The sequence below is a fragment of the Delftia sp. PE138 genome (genome assembly GCF_018320755.1).
GTDB lineage: Bacteria > Pseudomonadota > Gammaproteobacteria > Burkholderiales > Burkholderiaceae_C > Comamonas > Comamonas tsuruhatensis.
Genome location: NZ_JABEPN010000001.1, coordinates 555,137 through 575,049, shown reverse-complemented (window position 1 = coordinate 575,049; position 19,913 = coordinate 555,137). Strand labels below are relative to the sequence as shown.

At 60.7% G+C, this 19,913-nt stretch carries 9 protein-coding genes and 3 pseudogenes; 1 reads left to right on the top strand and 11 read right to left on the bottom strand.

What is annotated here, in order from left to right; genetic code table 11:
- Positions 1 to 21: 21 nt before the first annotated feature.
- The gene (locus tag HFGMBDPB_RS02480; RefSeq protein ID WP_203400443.1) at positions 22 to 783 is read right to left on the bottom strand and encodes a Nif3-like dinuclear metal center hexameric protein; all 762 of its coding nucleotides are present in this window, start codon (positions 781 to 783) and stop codon (positions 22 to 24) included.
- A gap of 74 nt (positions 784 to 857) precedes the next feature.
- The gene (locus tag HFGMBDPB_RS02475) at positions 858 to 2,183 is read right to left on the bottom strand and encodes an MFS transporter (RefSeq protein ID WP_016445594.1); all 1,326 of its coding nucleotides are present in this window, start codon (positions 2,181 to 2,183) and stop codon (positions 858 to 860) included.
- 747 nt (positions 2,184 to 2,930) lie between these two features.
- Between HFGMBDPB_RS02475 and HFGMBDPB_RS02470 the strand changes: the two genes are divergently transcribed.
- Complete coding sequence (locus HFGMBDPB_RS02470) at positions 2,931 to 5,078, top strand: LamG-like jellyroll fold domain-containing protein (RefSeq protein ID WP_212644844.1); 2,148 nt, start codon at positions 2,931 to 2,933, stop codon at positions 5,076 to 5,078.
- Between the two features lie 217 nt (positions 5,079 to 5,295).
- On the opposite strand, the pseudogene HFGMBDPB_RS02465 reads toward HFGMBDPB_RS02470, so the two are convergent.
- The 9 genes and pseudogenes from HFGMBDPB_RS02465 to HFGMBDPB_RS02435 form a co-directional block, all read right to left on the bottom strand.
- Positions 5,296 to 5,570, bottom strand: a pseudogene (locus HFGMBDPB_RS02465) (transposase); the annotation flags it as partial.
- Between the two features lie 60 nt (positions 5,571 to 5,630).
- Positions 5,631 to 5,735: pseudogene (locus HFGMBDPB_RS29605) on the bottom strand (integrase core domain-containing protein); the annotation flags it as partial.
- Between the two features lie 124 nt (positions 5,736 to 5,859).
- Positions 5,860 to 6,318, bottom strand: coding sequence for a hypothetical protein (locus tag HFGMBDPB_RS02460; RefSeq protein ID WP_212644843.1), 459 nt, complete (start codon positions 6,316 to 6,318; stop codon positions 5,860 to 5,862).
- Positions 6,319 to 6,356: 38 nt separating this feature from the next.
- Positions 6,357 to 6,455, bottom strand: a pseudogene (locus HFGMBDPB_RS02455) (IS5/IS1182 family transposase); the annotation flags it as partial.
- Positions 6,456 to 6,788: 333 nt separating this feature from the next.
- Complete coding sequence (locus HFGMBDPB_RS02450) at positions 6,789 to 7,199, bottom strand: hypothetical protein (protein ID WP_141835112.1); 411 nt, start codon at positions 7,197 to 7,199, stop codon at positions 6,789 to 6,791.
- Positions 7,183 to 11,304, bottom strand: coding sequence for an RHS repeat-associated core domain-containing protein (locus tag HFGMBDPB_RS02445; protein WP_212644842.1), 4,122 nt, complete (start codon positions 11,302 to 11,304; stop codon positions 7,183 to 7,185). The genes HFGMBDPB_RS02450 and HFGMBDPB_RS02445 overlap by 17 nt, the downstream gene beginning before the upstream one ends.
- A 107-nt stretch (positions 11,305 to 11,411) precedes the next feature.
- A complete protein-coding gene (locus tag HFGMBDPB_RS02440; protein ID WP_212644841.1) occupies positions 11,412 to 15,692 on the bottom strand; it encodes an Ig-like domain-containing protein in 4,281 nt (1,426 codons plus the stop codon).
- Positions 15,693 to 15,705: 13 nt separating this feature from the next.
- Complete coding sequence (locus HFGMBDPB_RS29990; protein WP_502757459.1) at positions 15,706 to 19,038, bottom strand: beta-helix domain-containing protein; 3,333 nt, start codon at positions 19,036 to 19,038, stop codon at positions 15,706 to 15,708.
- Positions 19,039 to 19,180: 142 nt separating this feature from the next.
- Positions 19,181 to 19,864 (bottom strand): hypothetical protein, encoded by a 684-nt coding sequence (locus tag HFGMBDPB_RS02435; RefSeq protein ID WP_046239376.1) that lies wholly within the window; start codon positions 19,862 to 19,864, stop codon positions 19,181 to 19,183.
- Positions 19,865 to 19,913: the final 49 nt, after the last annotated feature.

Here is a 19,913-nt window from a genome sequence, read left to right as displayed (position 1 = left end):
TGGGCCACTAACAGGCCAGCATCAGGCCGGATTGTCGATCTCGATGAAACAGTGCTCCAGCCCCAGCTCCAATGCCACCTGGCCCGCCAGGGCCGGCGCGCCGTAGCGCTCCGTGGCATGGTGGCCTGCCGCCAGGAAGGCCACGCCCGTCTCGCGCGCCAGGTGCGCCTGCGGCTCGGAAATCTCGCCCGTGATGAAGGCATCGGCCCCAGCGGCAATCGCGGCCTCGAAGAAACCTTGCGCGCCGCCCGTGCACCAGGCAATGCGGCGAATGGGGTGATTGGGGCGCAGGCGCTCTCCCCCCACGCAGACAGGCGTGCGCCCCAGAGCCTGCTCCACATGCCTGCCCAACGCAGCCGCATCGGCAAAATCCGCTGCCGCCATCCAGCCCAGGTTCTGCTCGCCGAACGTTGCCTGGCCCTCAAGCCCCAGCTGCACGCCCAACTGCGCGTTGTTGCCCCATTGCGGATGGGCATCCAGCGGCAGATGGTAGGCAAAGAGATTGATGTCGTGGGCCAGCAGCAGGCGGATGCGCTCCTTGAGCCAGCCAGTGATGCGGCCATCCATGCCGCGCCAGAACAGGCCGTGGTGCACGAAGATGGCATCGGCCTGCGCCTCGATGGCCGCCTCGATCAGCGCGCGGCTGGCCGTCACCCCGCTGACGATGCGGCGGATCTCGCCGCGCCCCTCCACCTGCAGGCCGTTGGGACCATAGTCCTTGAAGCGCTCGGGCTGCAGCAAACCGTCGAAGTGGGCCAGGAGTTCTTGTCGCGTGGTGCTCATGAAAGGATTGTCAGCGATCCATGCGGCGCCCAGGAAAAAGGGCAGCCATGCTGCCCTTCATTCCACGGCCAAGCTCAGCCGCGCCTGGGTTGCCAACCACGGCAGGCCAGGGGCCAGAAGCCGATGGCCGCGCCCAGGATGCCCATGGCCGCCACATAGTGTGCAGGCGCCATCACATCCACCTGCTGCCACACGGACACCAGCATGGGCGTCATGCCGCCGAACACCGCATAGGCCATGTTGTAGGCAAAGGACAGGCCCGTGAAACGCACCTCGGCCGGGAAGGCGCGCACGCCCACCACCGGCAGCAGCGCAATGCTGCCCACGAAAAAGCCCACCAGCGCGTAGCTCCACACCAGCGAGGACGCCGTGCCCGGCAGGTTCAGATAGAACGCATAGGCCGTCACCGTCATGCCCAGCCAGCCCGTGACCATGGCCACACGCGTGCCCATCCGGTCGGACAGCCAGCCCCAGAACACACAGCCCAGCGTCAGCGTCACCGTGGCCACGGCATTGGCCTTCATGGCCAGGGCCGCGTCGATGTGGAAGACCTTCTGCAGATAGGCCGGCGTGAACAGCACCACCACCACGATGGCCGTGGACAGCACCCAGGTCATCAGCGCCACCAGCACGCAGGCCTGGCGGTGGTCGCGCACGATGGTCTTGAGCGGCAGTTCGCGGTCGGCCTGCTTGCGCGCCATCAGCTCCTGGAAGATGGGTGTCTCATGCAGGAACTTGCGCAGATAGACCGACACCAGGCCGAACACGCCGCCCAGGATGAAGGGCATGCGCCAGGCCCAGTCGTGGATCTCCTCGGCGCTGTAGGTGCTGTTGAGCCAGACACCGATGATGGAGCCCAGGAAAATGCCGCCCGTGATGCCCGAAGTCAGCGAGCCGATGGCAAAGCCATAGTGGCGCGCCGGCGCATGCTCGGCCACGAAGACCCAGGCGCCCGGCATCTCGCCACCAATGGCCGCGCCCTGCAGCACGCGCATGGCCAGCAGCAAAATCGGCGCGGCAATGCCGATGGAGGCATAGGTGGGCAGCAGGCCGATCACCAGCGTGGGCACGGCCATCAGGAAGATGGACAGCGTGAACATCTTCTTGCGGCCCAGGATGTCGCCAAAGTGCGCAATCAGAATGCCGCCGATGGGCCGGGCCAGGTAGCCCGCCGCAAAAATGCCCAGCGTCTGCAGCTGGCGCAGCCAGTCCGGCATCTCGGCCGGGAAGAACAGCTTGCCGATGACATTGGCGAAGAAAACGAAAACGACGAAGTCGTAGAACTCCAGGGTGCCGCCCAGGGCCGACAGGCCCAGGGTCTTGTAGTCCTGTCGGTTGAGAGGACGTGCGGTCGCAACAGCAGGGGCCATGCCCGGCTGCGCTTGGTCAAGCGTAGTCATGGTTTTTTTCCAGGGATCGAACAGCAGGACGGCGCGGTGGATGCCACGGCAACGGATGGGCGTGCGGCGGCAGATCGTTCTGCAAGACTTCGGGATCGGAGGACTTGGCTCTCTCTTGGGGCCGGCTTGTGGGCCGGCGCAACAGCGAACGCGGCGTGGCGCAGTCGTCCGGGGATTCTAGGGTTTGTACTGTAGCTGTGTGGGGAGCGCGGCTTTGGCGCCCTTGGGCGCAGCATCAGGGCGGACCGTCTACCCGCTCTGGCGTATGGGTCATGGGATGGCGGGCTTACCGGCAGGCGCGCAAACGCCCTTCAACAGTGCAGCGCTTGCATCGCGCCAGCCAGATGGAATTGATCGTTCATAACCCTTGCGGCGTCTGTTGCGAGTCGCAGGCAAGGAGCCTTTGAATCGGCCCTGGATCGGCTTCCTTCACAAGCCCTCCAGACTCTGCCCGCGAAAAGGCATGACGGTCAGACCAATCCTATTTTTGCGGACATGAACAGGCTGCTGCGTGAGCATCTGGTTCGCTGATCACCGCCGCTCGCAGACGCAGGTATTCCCGATGAAGGGTCACGGCCGTCAATTTCACTCTTCAAGAAGTCCGGCCCAGCCGATTCCGGCGGAACGCAAAAGCCATGGCCCGCATATTGCAAAAAAACGACAACCAACAAATACCAAGAATGGGTATGCGGACTGTACTTCATCCATACTCGCGTTCCGGTTGGTTCAACACACAGAGGTCGTGCGGTGAGTGAATTGTTCAAAGTGAAGCGCATAGCCCGTCAAGCTGGCGCTAAATTTCTTTTACTGCTCGCAATGCTGGCGAGCAGCAGTCAATCTATAGCCCAAAGCCTCACAGAAATCACTGGCCGCATTGAAAGCAATATCACACTGCGCGCCGCACAGTCGCCTTATACATTCCAAGGCGCCGTCGTGCTGGGCAATGACGCAACCATGAGCGTCGAGCCCGGCGTGACGATTCGCATGGCACGGAATGCCAGCTTTACTCTTCAAAAAGGTGCTTTCAACGCTGTTGGCACCTCAACCAAACCGATCGTGATTACCTCCGCCGAAAGCACTCCCGCTGCAGGGGATTGGGGGACATGGCGTTTTACTGCTGGCACCGACAATTCGCTGACACGGTTGGTCTATGTACATTTCGAATATGGTGCGGGTATCGCCATCGAGGCGTCGTCCCCACAAATATCCAATACGATCATTCATCATCACAACGCGCCTGCAGTGATAATGGATCTGGAGTCTTCTCCCGTGGGAAACGGCAACTCGGCTTACGGAAATCTTCTGAATGCGATCGTTGTGCCAAATGGCCATATCCGAAATTCAATAACTTGGGGTTTGCTGGGTATTCCCTACCTCGTACAACAGGGCTTGATTCATGTTGGTCAAGAGGCTCTTACCATTAAGCCCACCAGCCTCAAACTCAATCCTGGTACTGAAAGCTCTCTTCAGATATCAATCGATACAGCGGCGCCTTCTGGCGGCATGACTCTAGACGCAGGCAGCAGCAATCCTTCAGTTGCCTCAACAAGCACCAGCATCTTCATTCCAGAGGGGCAACGTAGCGCTGATTTCAAAGTTCAAGCCAACAATCTTGGCATCGCAAAGATCACCGTCAGTCATGCCAGTCTGGGCATTGCGGAGGCTCAGATTGAAGTGCGAGATATGCCTTTGCTAAGTTTGGCGCCTTCGGGTGCTGTGCTGAATCAAGGCATTCGCAATTCCATGACTGTGTGTCTGCCGGATCCGGAAGCTCGCGATGTGCCCGTTCAGCTGACAGTGGTAAATCCTTCAATACTGAATGTCTCTGCATCGGTTGTCGTGCAGGCTGGACAGCAATGTGCGAGTTTTGATGTGACCGGTCTGGCTGCAGGTGCGACCCGCTTGACTGCTCAGGCCGAGGACTTTTCCTCTGTACTCGCAAACCTCGTCGTGCGTGGCGAGACGACAGTATCCGTGTCAACGGATAAGCGCCTTCTGGTTTCTGCGGCACGGGGAGAGAGCTATTTCAGCCAGCTTTCCGGCCAAGTCGTTTCGTCTTCATCCTCATCTGTTGTCTGGATGCTTGCTGCAGGAACACTGCCGGAAGGGCTGACGCTGAATGCGCAAGGCCTCATCAGCGGTGTGAGTACCGCTGCCAATGGGTACTACAAGTTCGCGGTTCAGGCTTTTGATCCCGACAGCAATGTATTGGAGTCATTTGACGTCGAAATGGGGGTTGGTGCAGTCGTACTGCTGATGCATTTTGACGGAGAGAATTCTGGAACCACCTTTTTCGAAGAGACGGGAAAAAATGTATCCAGAAACGGTACGGTGCTCACGAGGGGGGATGTGAAAAAAGTAGGCACTGCGAGCGTGCGCTTTAATGGCAGCGGATCGATGTTGCATGTTCCATATTCGGAAGACATGAATCTCTCCAGTTCAGACTTCACCATTGAGTTTTGGCTGTATTTGCGAGCCTGGAGTGGAACGTCGCTGTACGGGACGGTGCTTTCCAAAAGAACCAGCGGAGTCGATCATGACTACAGCATCATCAACAACGATGCAGAAATTGGTTTTCAATATGCCAGCCCAACGGCAGGCAACGCCTGGTTTAGCATGGGGCTGCATGATGTGGCACAGAATCAATGGGCCCACTTTGCAGTGTCACGCCTGGGCAATCAACTCTACGGCTACCGCAATGGAGTAGAGATGAACCGAGTGACACTTTCACGTAATTTGAACAACTCAGCCCTCATTACACAGTTTGGCCAAAGTCTTGGGTATGGTGATTCGTACCTAAACGCCAATGTGGATGAATTGCGCATCACGAAGGGAGTGGCTCGCTACATCGGCGGCTTCACCCCTCCCACTCGGGCGTCGGATTTTCCGCGATGAGATTTATCGCTGGCATTTTCCACATACCCGGTCGCTTCAAAACTGGAGTTGAGCGACTTTCCAGCTGTTGATCTAATCTCTCTTTGACGAATTCGCTTAGGGTCAGGTGGCCAAGCAAACCGCGCGGGCGATGATGGTTATAGTCATGCTGTAAGCCTTCAATTTCTCCCGCGCATCCTGCATGGTAATGAGTCCCCGTCTCTTAGATGTACGGTCCCAGGAAGTCATGGTGCAACTGCTCCCAGACACCAGCGGCGTTCCAGTCGCGCAGGCGCCGCCAGCAAGTCATGCCGCTGCCGTACCCAAGGGATTGGGGAAGGTCTTTCCACGGAATGCCTGTTTGCAACACGAACAAGATGCCGTTGAGGGCGGCCTCATCGCTGACTGCGAGTTTGCGCGCACCGCCTTTGGCCGAAGGCACGAAGGCACGAAGGCTGGGATCAGGGGCTGTAGCTGTCGCCACAGTTCTTTGCTCACGCGTCGTCGTGCCATGAGGGCAGCGAGCATAACTGCTCTGCGGGGGCCTGTGACGGAGTGGTGTTAGCCACTCTTAATGCCGTAGAGCTTGGCCAAGGACAGATGCGAGCCGGTCGCTAGCTGGAGTTCTGCACGGATACGCGGCGTTGTGCGGGCACTGCCATGCAGGCGGATTGCCATAGTGCTTTCTCTTCTCCCAGCTGAAGAATGTTCCTGGGACCGTACATCTAAGCACGCTCTCCTCCCATAAATCACTGGCCCGAAGAAATCGGCAGGTCACGTTGATACGGATTTTGCGTAAGTCCTAATTTTCCCCTCCACTTCTGTGCTCGAATAGCGCCTCCCCTAAAACGCTACAATAGTCTTTCGAATCATATTTCTCTCTACCATATTCCTTCACCTTATCAAGATAGCTCAATAAACATTTGTTGTAATCTTCTCTCGACTCAGGTTCCTGAAGAACAATAATAAATAGTAGCGCAAACAAGTCCCATTCATTCCGTTTAACAATATTATCAACCAGAGCACTGGCTGCCACAATATTATCTCGTGCAGCAGAAATATTCCCAGAATTATACATTTCCACAGCTTTCGATTCGTAATAAAACGCTCTTCTGATATCCTCTTCAGCAACCCATAATTTACTAGCTTTGATTGAAAAAATAAGCAAAATACAAACCCACTCAAAAAGACAATTATAAAAACGGAGCCGACTAATAATTTTTTCATTTATTTCCCCCGAAACTTGCCATGCATGAAGCATATTCAGCCTGGCACTCTGCCACCTTTTTCATCTGTTCGAGGTTTGGCCGGCTCCAGCAGGCGGCGTTTATCGGGTCGCATGGCGATGTGCCATGTCACGTCTCGCTTGGCATTAAGCCGTTTGCCAGTACCTTGGTAGCTCACAAGGTCGGTCCATCTAGTCCAGGAACTCCCGGCACCACATTCGCTTGACTGTTTGTCCCAAGCCCAGGCCGTGCTGCTTCATGCTGCGTATCGTCTCAGTGCTTCACGTCGATGCCAATCAGGTAATGAGGTGATTTATGCAGACCTTCCATAGTGGTTCTTACTGTTAAAGATGTCTTCCTCACTATTGAATCTGACTATCCAATCCTTTTTGCAATATGCAATTATTTTTCGCAATATCAATACAAAAGAACTCTTGCTTTATTTATTTCTCTTAATTTCTTGAAAAATGACTAAAATACATTTGTGTTGAAATATTTAATTAAATCAATTTAACTCGTGACTTATACTTTCCCAACATTTCATTATAAGCTCACGGTATTCTAGGCTAACTCCTTTGCAGCTCTTGAAGTAACTTTCGTCTATTGGATTTTCCATCCTGTATTTAGCCGCAAAACGCAAATCGTTTCTGTATATACCATCCTTGTAATTTAAATAATCTTTATCCATCATAAATTCGTGAGAAAAATTCGCTCTGCAAAACTTAAATAGATATTCTGTAGCCCTTATTTCTCCCAAGCAATCCGGAGTACGCGCATTTTTCAGCGAGAAATTCATTTCTTTTATCGCAGAAAATTTCTCTATGTTTTCGCTTTCTATTTTATGGACGCGATACCCTACCCCGCACCCCAAAGCAAAAACAATCCCAACTGTAAAAAAACTAAGTATTCTTTTCATGCCTATTCCCACAAGAGACCTTATCTTCTGGGCAAGTTCCTCCGCCAGGATTAACTATTCTCATACAATGCAACTTACACTCCGACAGTCCAATTAAAGTTTTCTCATTCAAAGCGCAACAGGCGTAGCATGTTGTGCAATTCCCACCTTCATCAACTGCATCATTAGCGCAACTATCATATCCATCAGCACCATCACATTTCCCAAGCAATCTAAGTATAAGAGGGCATGACTTACTCTTCAATCCACGGTCATCAAAGAAAATGATAGGATTATTTTCTGAATAAATATAAAAATTAATACCGCCAATCAGTTTAATTGGGTCTGATTGCATATATCTGGCAATAAAATTTGAATAATCTCTATTGAGATTATTAACTAATCCAGATTCCATATCAAAATACTGCCCCGGAAACCTCAAATTCATCTCCACCTGACTTTGCGGCAATGCCCCTGTGGTTCCAAACGCATCCGCAACACCATTCCAAATGACCGCTCCCTTTTTGCTGGTCCCCAGCACCGGCGTTCCCAGATGATCCGTGTGCAGATAGTGAACGCTGGTGTTCTGGCTCGTCAACTGCGCTTCACTGACGTCCGCCTGCCAGATGGGATCTGTATTCCATAGCCCTTGTTCGCTTTTTTTAGGATCGAAGGCATACGCCCTTGTCATCAGCCCTTGCTCGTTGGCCTCGCCCAGCAGTCCCGAGTCGCTGTAGAAAAAGTAGGTTATTTTGTAGTTTTGGCCCTCCCTCACCTCTTTGAAGATGCGTCGTCCTAACGGGTCATAGCGATATTGGGCATCAATGCCGGGGGTGCTTTGGCTTGCCTCCGCGCTGGAGTAGCGGATCAAGCGCTCGGCGGCGTTGTAGTTGTAGGTTCGTTCGCCTTTGTCACTGCTTTCCCTGGCCGTGTGCCCCTGCGGCGTGTACTCCACCTGGGTTTGTATGGGCTGAGCTGCTTTGTCGAAGGGTCTGAGCCGGGGATAGCTGGTGAGCTGGTTGTCCGCGTTGTAGCTCCACTGCCCCACCTGGTGGCCACTGAACACTCGGTTGTGCACGGCGTCGTACTGGTATTGCTCCGTGGGCAGGCCCAGGTCCTTGAGCGGCTGGTCTGGGGCGGCCTTGGTCAGCCGGTCCAGGTTGTCGTAGCCATACTCGGTTTTCCCCAGGTCACTTTCGATTTGGGTGATGTTGCCAGCCTTGTCATATTGGTAGTGGCGGCTGACCAGCAGTTCGGAGGCGGCGTTCTTCACTTCGATGGATATGGGCCTTTGCAGCGCATCGAGGCTGACGGTCTTGGTCGCACCCGGAGTTTCGATGCGCGTGGCCGTGAGCCATTGGTAGTTTCCGTAGCGGATCTGGCTCTGGTCGGGCAGGGTGACCAGGCTCAGGCGACCCTTGTCGTAGCGGTATTGGCCTGCACTGCCATCGGGGTAGCTGTGGCCTGCCAATTGGCCCTCCGCGTTGTAGCTTTGGCCCACCGTGAAGCTGAAGCTGCCCGAGTTGTCGATCTTGCCGTAGGTGACCTTGTTCTGGGTGGTTCGGCCCTGCGCGTCCTTGTCGTAGGTGGCGCTGCTGATCAGGTTCTGCTGGCCGTCCTTTTGTTCGTAGCCTGTCAGCAGGCCGTCGGCGTCGTATTGGTAGGTGACGTACTGGTCTGTTTCCTTTCCGCCTAGCTGGTGCTCTTCCTGCACCATGCGGCCGGCCTTGTCATAGGCGTAGCTGCGGGTGTTGCCGCCTGCGTCGGTGCGTTGAATGAGTTGGCTTGCGGCGTCATAGCTGTATTGGATTGTGCCGCCCATGGGCCGAGTTTCCTTGATGAGTCGGCCGGCCTTGTCGTATTCGAAGCGGTGGGTGTTGCCCTTGGCGTCGGTCAAGCTGGTGAGTTGGTCGTGGGCGCTCCAGGTCTGCTGCGTGGCCTGAGCCAGCGGATCGGTGGTTTTGACAAGGCGACCCAGTCCATCGTATTCGTAGATGGTGGTGCGGCCTGCGGGGTCGATGGTGGCGACACGCTGGCCCAGGCTGTCGTATTGCTGGTGCTGGACGCGGGTTTGGTCCGGCGTCGAGGGAGTCGCTAGATGCCGGGTAACGGTGGTCTGTCGGCCGTTCTGGTCGTACTGGTAGGTTTCCTTGTATGTGGGGTACTGGGAGGCGACGAGCAGCTCGGCCAACGGACTGCCGTCTTTCCCATATTCGTAGCCGATGGTGTTGCCTGCTGCATCAATGCTACTGGCGATGCGGCCCCGCGTGTCGTAGGTGGTCTGGGTGGTGAGGCCGCTGGGGCTGGTGGTGCTCAAGGGCAGACCCGTGCTGTCGTAGGTCAGGCGCGTGCCTGCACCTTGCGTTTCGCCGGGGGCAATGGTTTCGATGACCCGGCCTTGCGGGTCATAGCGGGTTTGCTTTGTTCGGCCTGCCGCACTAGTGGTCTGGGTACGCCGTCCTCTGGCGTCGTATTGGTGGCTGGTCGCTTGGTCCAGTGCATTGGTAGCCTTTGTGAGCCGCCCTGCAGCATCAAAGCTCAGCGTGGTGGTGTTGCCCAGGGCGTCGGTTTGCGTGGTTGGCAGGCCTGCTGCGTTATAGCTGGCCTTGCTGGTATGGCCCAGCGGATCCGTGGCCTCGATCAGGCTGCCGTTGTTGTCGTAGCGGTAGGTGGTGGTGCGGGCATCGTCTGCCGTGCCGTCGCCTGCTCCGGCGCTGCGGCTGGTCAGTTGCCCGTAGCTGTCGTACTGGTAGCGCGTGGTGCGCTGTTCAGGCCGACCCAGGGCTTCGGTCCAGCTGGTGACGCGGCCTTTGTCGTCATGGGTCCAGGTGCTGGTAATGCCGCCCTGGTTGATGTGCTTTGTCCTGAGGCCGCGCACAGGCTCATATTCGTATTGGTCCCGGCTGCCATCGGGGTAAATGATTTGCAGCGGCTGGTAGTTGTAGTCGTAGCTGGTGGTGGTGGTCAGGCCCCGCGCATTGATGGCGCGGGTCTGGTAGTTGCCGTCCCACAGGGTTTTGGCTGCGGGTTTGCCGTTGAAGGTTTTTTCGAGCTCGTTGCCTTCACGGTCGTAGAGGTAGACGGTGGTGTTGCCCCGGCAGTCCAGATAGGTGACGAGGAATTGGCGTTTCTCACGCAGGTACTGGTTCTTGCCGGTGGAAGCGCAGCCCTGTCCATCGAATTTGCCGACACGGCCACCGCCCCATAGGTTGGCGAGTTTGCTGGTGGTGCCGCTGGTGCCCGTGGGGTCCAGGACCTTGCCGGCGGCGCCCAGGGTCAGCAGCGGTGCGGGGGCAGGGATGCTTTGGCTGTACTGGACCGTGACCTGGGCGCCCAGGGGGTCGGTGCGGCTGGTGAGCTGGCCGTTGCCGTCGTAGGTGTAGCTCCAGCGCTGGCCCATGACGTCGGTGGCCTGGGTGAGCAACTGCCCATTCCATTGGTAGCTGACGCTGCGCCCGGCCCGGTCTTCGATGCGGGTGATGAGGCCATTGGCCAGCGTGGCCGTGTAGACGGTGCCGCCGTGGTGGTCCAGGATGCGGGCCCGCGTGGCGCTGTCGTAGGCAAAGCGCACGTTGATGCCGTTGGTGTTGGCGTAGCCCAGGATGCGGCCCTGTGCGTCGTAGTCGATGCTGTTGCCCAGGCGGTCGTACCAGCGCCACTGTGCTTGCGGGTTCTGGACACTGCCGCCTTCGGGCAGCCGCTTGATGAAGACGGGGGCGTTGTTCTTGCCCTTGGCGATGTAGAGGTCGGCCTGACCGCTTCGCTCGTACAGGACGCCTGCGCGTTCGATGAGCCGGGCGTCACGGCCCAGGGGGTCGAGTTCGAAGTTCAAAGGCGCCCAGGCGGGATTGAGCCACCAGCGGCCCTGGCTCCAGCTGCGCGCGATGTCCAGCGGGCCGCCCAGGACCTGTACGCGCAAGTCGATGTGGGTTTCCGTGTATTCGCCGTTGATCCAGCGCACCTGGGGTTCGCTGGCCTGTGTGGTGAGGGAGTAGCCGGGATCGCCCGGGCGGGTGAAGGCGCTGGGGCTGGTGTAGTCCTGCGCATTGGCCATCGATGGCAGCAGGCTCGCTGCTGCCAGGACTGCGCACAGCCAACCGTGCACAGCATGTTTTCTGTTTCTCATTTCTTCCCCTCTCGTCTCGCGAATCGTTTGCCTTGTTGAATGCATCTCTTGGGCTGACGGCCGGGTGATGCCCGGTCGTGGCTGATGTGTGGTGAATGCTTTTTGCATTAGCGGAAGTCGCCCCCACCTCCTGCGCCTCCGCCGCCCGAACCGCCTCCGCCAGAGCCTCCTCCACCGGGGCCCGCGCCACCGCCTGCGCAGCACTGGCCACGGCAGGTGGGCGTGCATTCGGGGGCCAGCGGCAGCGGGGTTCCTTGCGCACCGCCGCCTGCCCCGCCCCAGCCCGGGTAGCCTGGGCCGCAATACTCACGGCCATTGATCACCTGGCATCTGGTGTCGGGCTGCCAAGGAGGAGTTGCACCAGAGCCACCGCCACAAGCCCCGCCGACCAGCCGCCCGAATGTGGAGGAAACCGTGCGCGTTTCTTCCTCTCCGTTGGCACAGACCCAGCCACATTCCGCCGTGGCCCACTGCGCATAGGACGAGCAGCTGCCCGCATTGCGCGCATTCACCACGATGCTCTGCACGGCACCCATCTCCGCCGAACGTGCCTGCCTGAAGCCCATGCTGCGCGGGTGTAGCTTGACGGCCGTGATGCGGTAGGGAATGACCACGCGCTGCTTGGCGGCCAGGGTCTTGGGGATGTCCGCCAGGAATTCGTAGCGGTAGTACTCGTCGGACTGCGGCGGTGTGAAGACGACCTTGTCGGCCTGGATCAGGCCGTAGTTGGTCAGCGTCAGCTCGCCCGTGAATTCTTCGCCCACCTGCAGCTCGGGCAGGCTGATGGACAGGGGCTCCAGCAGCACCACGGGGGCCGGTACCTGGGTCTGGAAGGTGGCTTCCAGGGTGATCTGGTACTCGTCCTTGATGGTGGTTTCCGTCACGCTGAAGTCGATGCTGATGGTCTGGTACTGCAGGTGCACGCGCTCCGAGGTGGTGACGCCCGGGCGCACGAAGATGCGGCCCGACCTGTCGGCATGGCGCGGGCCGCTGGCGCGGTAGGTGTAGGTGCCGGGCGGCAGGTCGGTGAGCACGGCCTTGCCCTGCGCGTCCGTAGTGAGGGTGCGCAGATAGGTGAGCACGGCATCGTTTTGCAGGCGTATGCGCACGTTGGCCACGCCCGGTATGGGCTTGCCGCCCGCGTCCAGCGTTTCTGTGAACAGGTCGGTGGCATGGAAGCTCAGCCCGCCCTGCCCGCGTTGCGTGACGGCCACCGAGACGGGTATGGTGCCCGTGCCCTGGTTGCTGGCCGTGATCTGCAGTCGGTAGTTGTAGATGCCGTCGGCCACGTCCTTGCCCGGGCTGGCCGTGACCTGGATGGGCACCTGGGCGCCCACGTCCACGGCGCCGATGTGGCTGGCGCTGGACAGGAAGATCCAGGAAGGCGCGGCCCGGCCATCCTTGTCCACCAGCTGGACCTTCACGTCTTGAGCTGCCACCAGGCCACGGTTGCCGATGGTGATGCTTTCGGTGACCGTCTTTTCCTGCTGTACCCCGGTTTCTATGTAGGTGGGATTGGCAAACAGCTCGGGCAGGGCCTGCACCAGCCGGTAGTGGATGGTGAAGCTGCCCCTGGGCGTATCCCCTGTCTCGCTGGCGTAGGCCGTGAGCACGACGGTGCCCGTCTCCCCGGCCGATGCACTGCCCGTGAAGCGGATGACCATGGGCACCGAGGCGCCTGCGGCCACATTGACTGGCGCACCCGGCTCCACGCTGATGCCCGGCGGCAGGCTGCCGCTGGGCTGCTGTGCCGGAACCACGGCCCAGCGCACGCCGGTGGCGCCCGTGCCCGCGCTGGCACGCGCGTTGACCGTGATGCTGGCGGCAAAGCCGCGCGGCGCGGTGAGCTGGTAGCTGGCCAGGTCGAAGCTCAGCCGGTTGATGGTGAAGCGCCCCTGCTCTGTGGTGAGGGTTTCTTCCGGGTGGATGACGGAGACGATGTAGGTGCCGTTGTCATTGGCCGTGGGCACGAATTCGTAGCGGTACTGGCCGCTGTCGTCGGTGGCGATGCCTATGCGCCGCTTGAAGCCCGAGATGTCCAGCACCATGCGCAATGCTGCGTTGGGCATGGGCTGTCCGCTAGCTCGTGACACGGCGGCACCGGCTATGACGACGCGTTGCGCGCCGTACGAGACCGCCGGGCTGACGGAGCTGACCGTGCCCGTATAGGGCGTCTTGGGCTGCTCGGGCTCGGGCGGCTTGTTGTTCACGGTGACGGAGCGCGTGGCTTCGCCGGTCTTGCCTGCCTTGCTGGTGGCCACGGCCCTGAGCGTGAGGGCACCGTTGGCCACGCCCGACGTGTCCCACTGCACGCTGAACGGAGCCTGCGTGGCCGAGCCGATCAGGCTGCCATTGCCGAAGAAATCGACCTTGGCAATACCGTCCGGTGCCGAGGCGGCGGCACCTACGGCCGTGCTGCCGACAACAGTGGCATCCTGGCCCGGCACGGTGAAGTTCACCGTCGGAGCCGCGATGGCATACGTCACGGCAACCGCCGCGCTCCTGGTACTGGTGCCGCGCGCATTGCTGGCCGTCGCTTCGATGCGGTGCGCGCCTTCGGCTGGCAGGGTCAGGCTGCCGGAGAAGCTGCCATTGGCTGGCACGGCCATCGGGCTGCCCACGGCCTGGCCGCCCAGATACAGCTGCACCTGCGAGCCCGCCATGGCCGTGCCGGAGACGGCCAGTTGCGGCGTGGACACCTGTGCGTTGTTGACGGGCTGCGCAATGACCGGGGCAGGTGGTGCGCTGAGACTGAGCGTGAACGGTATGTCCAGCACGGCCGCAATGCCGTCCGAGTCGGTGGCGGTGATGCTGAACCGATGCGCGCCATTGGGCAGTTGTGCAAAGTCGATGAACTGGCTGTGGTTGAAGGGGCTGGTGTTGCCACCGCTGCGCTCGAAGATCTGCAGGCCGTTGATGGTGGCCTTGACGTTGGCAATGCCGATGGGGCTTTGCGCGGACACGGCCAATTCGCCCGGCGCGGAGATGGTCGCATTGGGCGCGAGCGCCGCGCCTGCAAAGGTGGCGGTGAGGGCCGGACCTTGACCACCCTTTTTCTGCACCTGCACGGGGCGCGTTGCCGTGTTGCTCAGGCCTATGCCATTGGTGGCCCTGGCCTGCAGGGTGTAGTTGCCGTTGCGCACGGCAGCCAGCGCCCAGGTGGTCTGGAAAGGTGCTTCGGTCAGCAGGGCCAGGCGCTGGCCATCCACCAGGATTTCCACCTGCTGCACGCCTTCAGGATCGGCCACGTTGATGGCGATGGTCGTGTCCTGCTCCAGCACGGCACCAGCGGCTGGCTGGGCGAACTGCACCAAAGGACCTTCAGGTGCATAGGCAATGGGTTGTGCCAGCGAGAACTGGTTGATACCGCCCTGTGCCGTGCGGAACTGCACATGGATCATCTTGTCCCCCGCCCCCATGGACAGCGTGTAGCTTGCCAGCATGGGATGGCCGGTCATGCTCTGCCATGCAGCACTGTCGAACTGATCGCTTTCCTGCAGGCGGAACTGCGCGGCCTGCGGGCAGTCAAGGCGCAACTGCACGGCACGCACGCGCGTGGCATAGCCTTGCGTGGGAACGATGGTGCAGGCCAGTACGGGCTCGGCCGTCAAGTAGGCGCCATAGTCCACGCCCGTGCTGACCGCATTGCCCTGCCCTGCCGGATTGCCCACGGCATCTCGCGGACCACTGGCGTGGCCCCACCAGTTGCCCTGGGCCTGGACGATGCTGGCCGGGCTGGTGTTGCGTATGCCGAACTGGCTGTTGCCCGAGATATCTGATTCACCAACGGCCGGCGTGGCGCCCTGCTCTGCCAGCAATCCCACGCCGTTGCCAGCGATGCGCGAACGCATGATGCGGGGACTGCCGCTGCCGACCACCCGGATTCCCACGGCGTTGTCCGTGAACTGCAGCCGTTCGAAGCCGTAGCCTGCACCCGCCAGTACCAGAGCGGCACCACCTGCCATGTGGCCGGGCAAGCCGTCCGTGCCTCCGGCATAGCGAACGGCCAGGCCGTCCAGCTTCAGGCTGGCGGGAGCGGCTTCAGGCGCCACCAGCACGCCCAGCCAGTCACCGGCCTGTGGCGCCCGCGACTGTGGCCCCTGCGCCTGCACCGGGCCCAGTTGTGCGTCGTCGTGGCTGCTGGTCAGCACCACGGAAGATCCCGTTTGCAGGCCGCTGCGCACGCTGATGCCTGCACCCTGGCCGAACTTGACGATCACGCCATCGGCAATGGTCAGTTGCGCCGTGTCGGCGGCAATGGCCGTGCTCATGCCCAGGACGACGGCCAATGCCGCCACGGACCGCCGCTGCAGCACTGTCAGCGGGTTGAGCCAGCCGGGCTCCGACAGGACGGAGCGGGCATGTTGGAAAAATCGGGAGCGTTGCATGGTCGTCTCCTTCTTATGGATTCACCGTGATCGACGCACTGGTGGCAGGCGTGAACCCGGGCGAGCTGGCCGTGATCTGGGTGGTACCGGGGGCGACGGCCGTGAAGGTGGCGTAGGTAGAACTACCAGTGTTGGCGTTCCAGGTCACGGTGTCTGTGACGTTGCCTACGGAAGGAACGGAACTGGTGAAGATGATGGTCAGGGGATTTGACGGATATTGGCTTGTTGACCAATAGGCCCCGGGTACTTCGGCAGACACATAGATGGAATTCGCTTTCTGCCCGGCTTTCAACGAAGCCGGAACTGACTGCAGACGCAACGTCGGTGCCACTGTTTCCACGTTGATATAGATGGAATCCATCCCCGCAGCGGAAGCTTCGATCTGCGTGGAGCCCAACTCCAGGCCNCCCACNTTGATGTAGGCCCGGCTCTGTCCCGCAGNAATCGTCACCGTCGCCGGCGTCTCACAGATCTCCGCCGCCACGCAGCGCAGGTTCACCGTCACCGCATCAGCNCCGTTGCTGACCACGCCGTTGATCAGGCGCTCCACATACAACTCGTTGTAGTAGCTGTACAGCCCCTTGCCCACGATCAGCTTGTCACCGCCATACCGCGTCAGCTTCAGCGCCTGGTTGGCAGCCACTACGGTCTGCACATTCGACTTGCCCTCAGCCAGTCCTTGCACCTGTGCCAGAACCCGGTACGTTCCCGCTGCACCGGGCCTCTCGATGTAGCCCCAGCCTGTATCCCTGCGATCCTTGCCGATCACAAGCTGCGAGACCAGAACCCCTCCATCGGCAGCGGTGTAGATACCNCCGTTGCTGACCACGCCGTTGATCAGGCGCTCCACATACAACTCGTTGTAGTAGCTGTACAGCCCCTTGCCCACGATCAGCTTGTCACCGCCATACCGCGTCAGCTTCAGCGCCTGGTTGGCAGCCACTACGGTCTGCACATTCGACTTGCCCTCAGCCAGTCCTTGCACCTGTGCCAGAACCCGGTACGTTCCCGCTGCACCGGGCCTCTCGATGTAGCCCCAGCCTGTATCCCTGCGATCCTTGCCGATCACAAGCTGCGAGACCAGAACCCCTCCATCGGCAGCGGTGTAGATACCGCCAACCACTCCTGCAGGACTCTGGTCCACCAGGCTCACCTGCACCGTCATCGGCTGGGTCGCGTTCTGGCTGTCTGACCAGTACGCGCCAGGCACGCTCAGCACCACATAGAAGCTGTCCCTCAGGCTGGATGTCGAGCGCTGCCCGTCCAGACCTTCGATCCGCACCTGCGGCGCGATGACTTCCACCGGTACAGGCATGGCCGCAGTAGCCCCTTCAGNCGTCGCCTCGATCTGCGTGGAACCCAACTCCAGGCCNCCCACGTTGATGTAGGCCCGGCTCTGTCCCGCAGNAATCGTCACCGTCGCCGGCGTCTCNCAGATCTCCGCCGCCACGCAGCGCAGGTTCACCGTCACCGCATCAGCCCCGTTGCTGACCACGCCGTTGATCAGGCGCTCCACATACAACTCGTTGTAGTAGCTGTACAGCCCCTTGCCCACGATCAGCTTGTCGCCTCCGTAGCGAGTGAGCTTCAGTGCAAATTTCGCCCTCACATTCACTTTTACCGCTTTGGCAATCAACCCCGCCGAAGTGATGTCCAGCGCCGTTTCTCCCACGGCCAGCGCTTTCACGGTAATCGGCGTCGTCGCATAAATCTGTCCCTGCGGAATCAAAACCTCGGCGGGCGACACGCTGGCCACAGCGGGATCTCTGCTGGCCACAGACACCGTGACACCACCCTGCGGTGCCGCTTTGTTCAATTGCACACGCAGGACTTTGCTCAGTTCCTCGTTCATGACCAGATCGGCGGATGGATCGGTGTTGAGGCCGATGGCATCCACGCGCAATGCAGCCTGCGCCGACTGGTAGCCGCTGGCCGTGGCCGTGATCCGGGTCGTGCCCAGGCTCTGGCCTGCCACCGTGAAGGCCGCCTTGCTCTGGCCAGAGGGAATCTGCACGGACGCCGGGACCTGTGCCAGTCCTGCCTGCTCCAGTGCAAGGCTGACGGCCAGCCCTGCCGAGGGAGCGGGCTCCGTGGTTTCCAGTGTCACGGCAGCCTGCGCGCCCGGCGCCACGATGACGCTGGCCGGCAGCACCAGTGCCTTGCCACGCACGGAGACCGTGGCCAGCGCACTGGCATGGCCTTCGGCCTGGGCTGTCAGCCGGCTGCTGCCATCGGCAAGGCCCATCACTTCGAAGCTGGCGCCTTGTTGCCCGGCCGGGACCAGCACGGACGATGGGACAGAGAGCACGTTGGCGTCGGAGTTGCCCAACTGCACGTTCACACCACCGACGGGTGCCGGCGCGGGCAACGACACGGTCATGGGATACGGCCGGTTGACACCGACCGTGGGGCTGCCGGGGACAAGGCCCAGCGAGGGCAGGTTGACGACTTCGATCTGCGTTTCGGCCAAGCCCAGCGTGGCGTGGCTTGCGGTGATGCGGGTGGCGCCCAGGGTGCTGGCCTGTACCTCCAGATCGGCACTGGTCTGCCCCGGCGCCACAGTGACCCGCGCAACGGCAGAGGCCACCGAGGGCACGCTGCTGATGATGTCCACCACCACGCCCTGGGCAGGTGCAGGCGCGTTGAGGGAGACACGCAGCATGGCCACCACGCCCGGACTGAGCCGGAGCTTGGCTGGTTCGATGGACAAGGGCGCCTGACCTATCTGAATGAGGCCCTGCTGCACCAGGTAGGGAATGCCGACCATGCCCCAAATGACTTGGGAGCGAATGGTGCCCGAAGGGACTGCAATGGCATTCAGCGAGTTGCCCTTTGCCGAGTTTCCCTTGCCGGCCGGCGAGGACGCAAGATCAACGCCGATGGCCGGGCCGCTGTGGTGATTGAAGGCCGTGTTGTTGATGGAAGGGGCAGCGTTCTCGATGACCACGCCGCTGCCGTATTCGATGGTGACGTGGTCCAGCAGCGTCTGGGCGCTGCGCGTGCCGGCCGTCATGCGCCATTGCCGCCAATCCCCGGGCGCAGGGGTTGTGGCGGCCGAGGTGATGAGGATGGGCTTGTCCGGCGTGCCCACGGCTTGCAGCGCACCTTTCCTGAGCAGGAAACTGGCGCCAGGGGCCATGCGCAGGGTCACACCCGGCTCGATGGTGAGCGTTGCATCGCCATCGAGCAACACGTCGCCCTGCATCAGGTAAGGCGACTGGCTGGCACGCAATATCGTTGGGCTGGAGATGGTGCCGCTCAACGTGGTCTGGGCCCAGGCGGGAGAGACCAGCAGCAATGCCAGCGCAAGACAGGCAGCCAGCCATGCCTTCACCACGCCTGCCATGCGGGCCAGCGCGGTCACGGCCAGGACCTGCCAACGCAAAGGATTCGCCCTTCTGCACACACCCACAGACCCATCCGTTCGCACGCTGTACTGCATCGCCACTTCTCCCCCAATACTTGACTCGTTCAATCGTTGTGCTTGCTCAAAACCGCCCGCATGCCGCCTGAAGCCGGTGGCCTGCCGTTGTTCCGATGGCCTGCATGCTCGCCACCTGGGCCTGATAGGCCTGCCACCCGCCCAGCAGCCAGTACACGGGCACTGCGTCAGGCCGCTCACCCAAAGAGGCCCGTTGCGCGGCCAATCGGGCACGCAGCTCAGGCTCCGTCGAAGCGTCGGCTATGACCACCAAAGCCCGGGATGCGGGGCCCCCTGGCTGGTCGCTTCGTGCCTTGCCGCTGGCCATGGCGTTCAGTTGGATGGCCAGATCGTGCGTGGCGAGCAGACGGTGCGTTTGTTGTTCGTCAACGGGTGACTGCACAGCCGGCGCCGCATCCAGGGCCTTGCTGAGGGAAAGCACCGTCCATTCAATGCCTTGTCCCAGGCTGGCGATCCAGTCGCTGGCGGACAGGTCCTGCAGCCTGGCCGATGCCGTGGGATGCAGGGCCACCGCCGCGCCGCCCAGCAAGGCCTTCACACGGCCAAAGCCCTGGCTGCGCAATTGCCGGCATGCCGAGTCAAGGTCCGCATGGTCCAGCCCGGTGCCCAACAGAATGACTTCCTCCTGCATCAGAAAGCGCTTGCCTTGCAGCTGCGGCAAATCCATCTGCAGGGCCTGCGCGACGGGGGTAGCGCGCCTGTGCTGCGCCGGCCGAACGTCAACGAGCATGGCTGCTGCGCCAGGGGAAACAAGGCGCTGCCGCCACTCGGCCGGACTC

Coding starts and splice junctions, on each gene's coding strand:
- HFGMBDPB_RS02480 (WP_203400443.1), bottom strand. CDS start 783: ATGAGCACCACGCGACAAGAACTCCTGGCCCACTTCGACGGTTTGCTG.
- HFGMBDPB_RS02475 (WP_016445594.1), bottom strand. CDS start 2,183: ATGACTACGCTTGACCAAGCGCAGCCGGGCATGGCCCCTGCTGTTGCG.
- HFGMBDPB_RS02460 (WP_212644843.1), bottom strand. CDS start 6,318: ATGCTTCATGCATGGCAAGTTTCGGGGGAAATAAATGAAAAAATTATT.
- HFGMBDPB_RS02450 (WP_141835112.1), bottom strand. CDS start 7,199: ATGAAAAGAATACTTAGTTTTTTTACAGTTGGGATTGTTTTTGCTTTG.
- HFGMBDPB_RS02445 (WP_212644842.1), bottom strand. CDS start 11,304: ATGAGAAACAGAAAACATGCTGTGCACGGTTGGCTGTGCGCAGTCCTG.
- HFGMBDPB_RS02440 (WP_212644841.1), bottom strand. CDS start 15,692: ATGCAACGCTCCCGATTTTTCCAACATGCCCGCTCCGTCCTGTCGGAG.
- HFGMBDPB_RS02435 (WP_046239376.1), bottom strand. CDS start 19,864: ATGCTCGTTGACGTTCGGCCGGCGCAGCACAGGCGCGCTACCCCCGTC.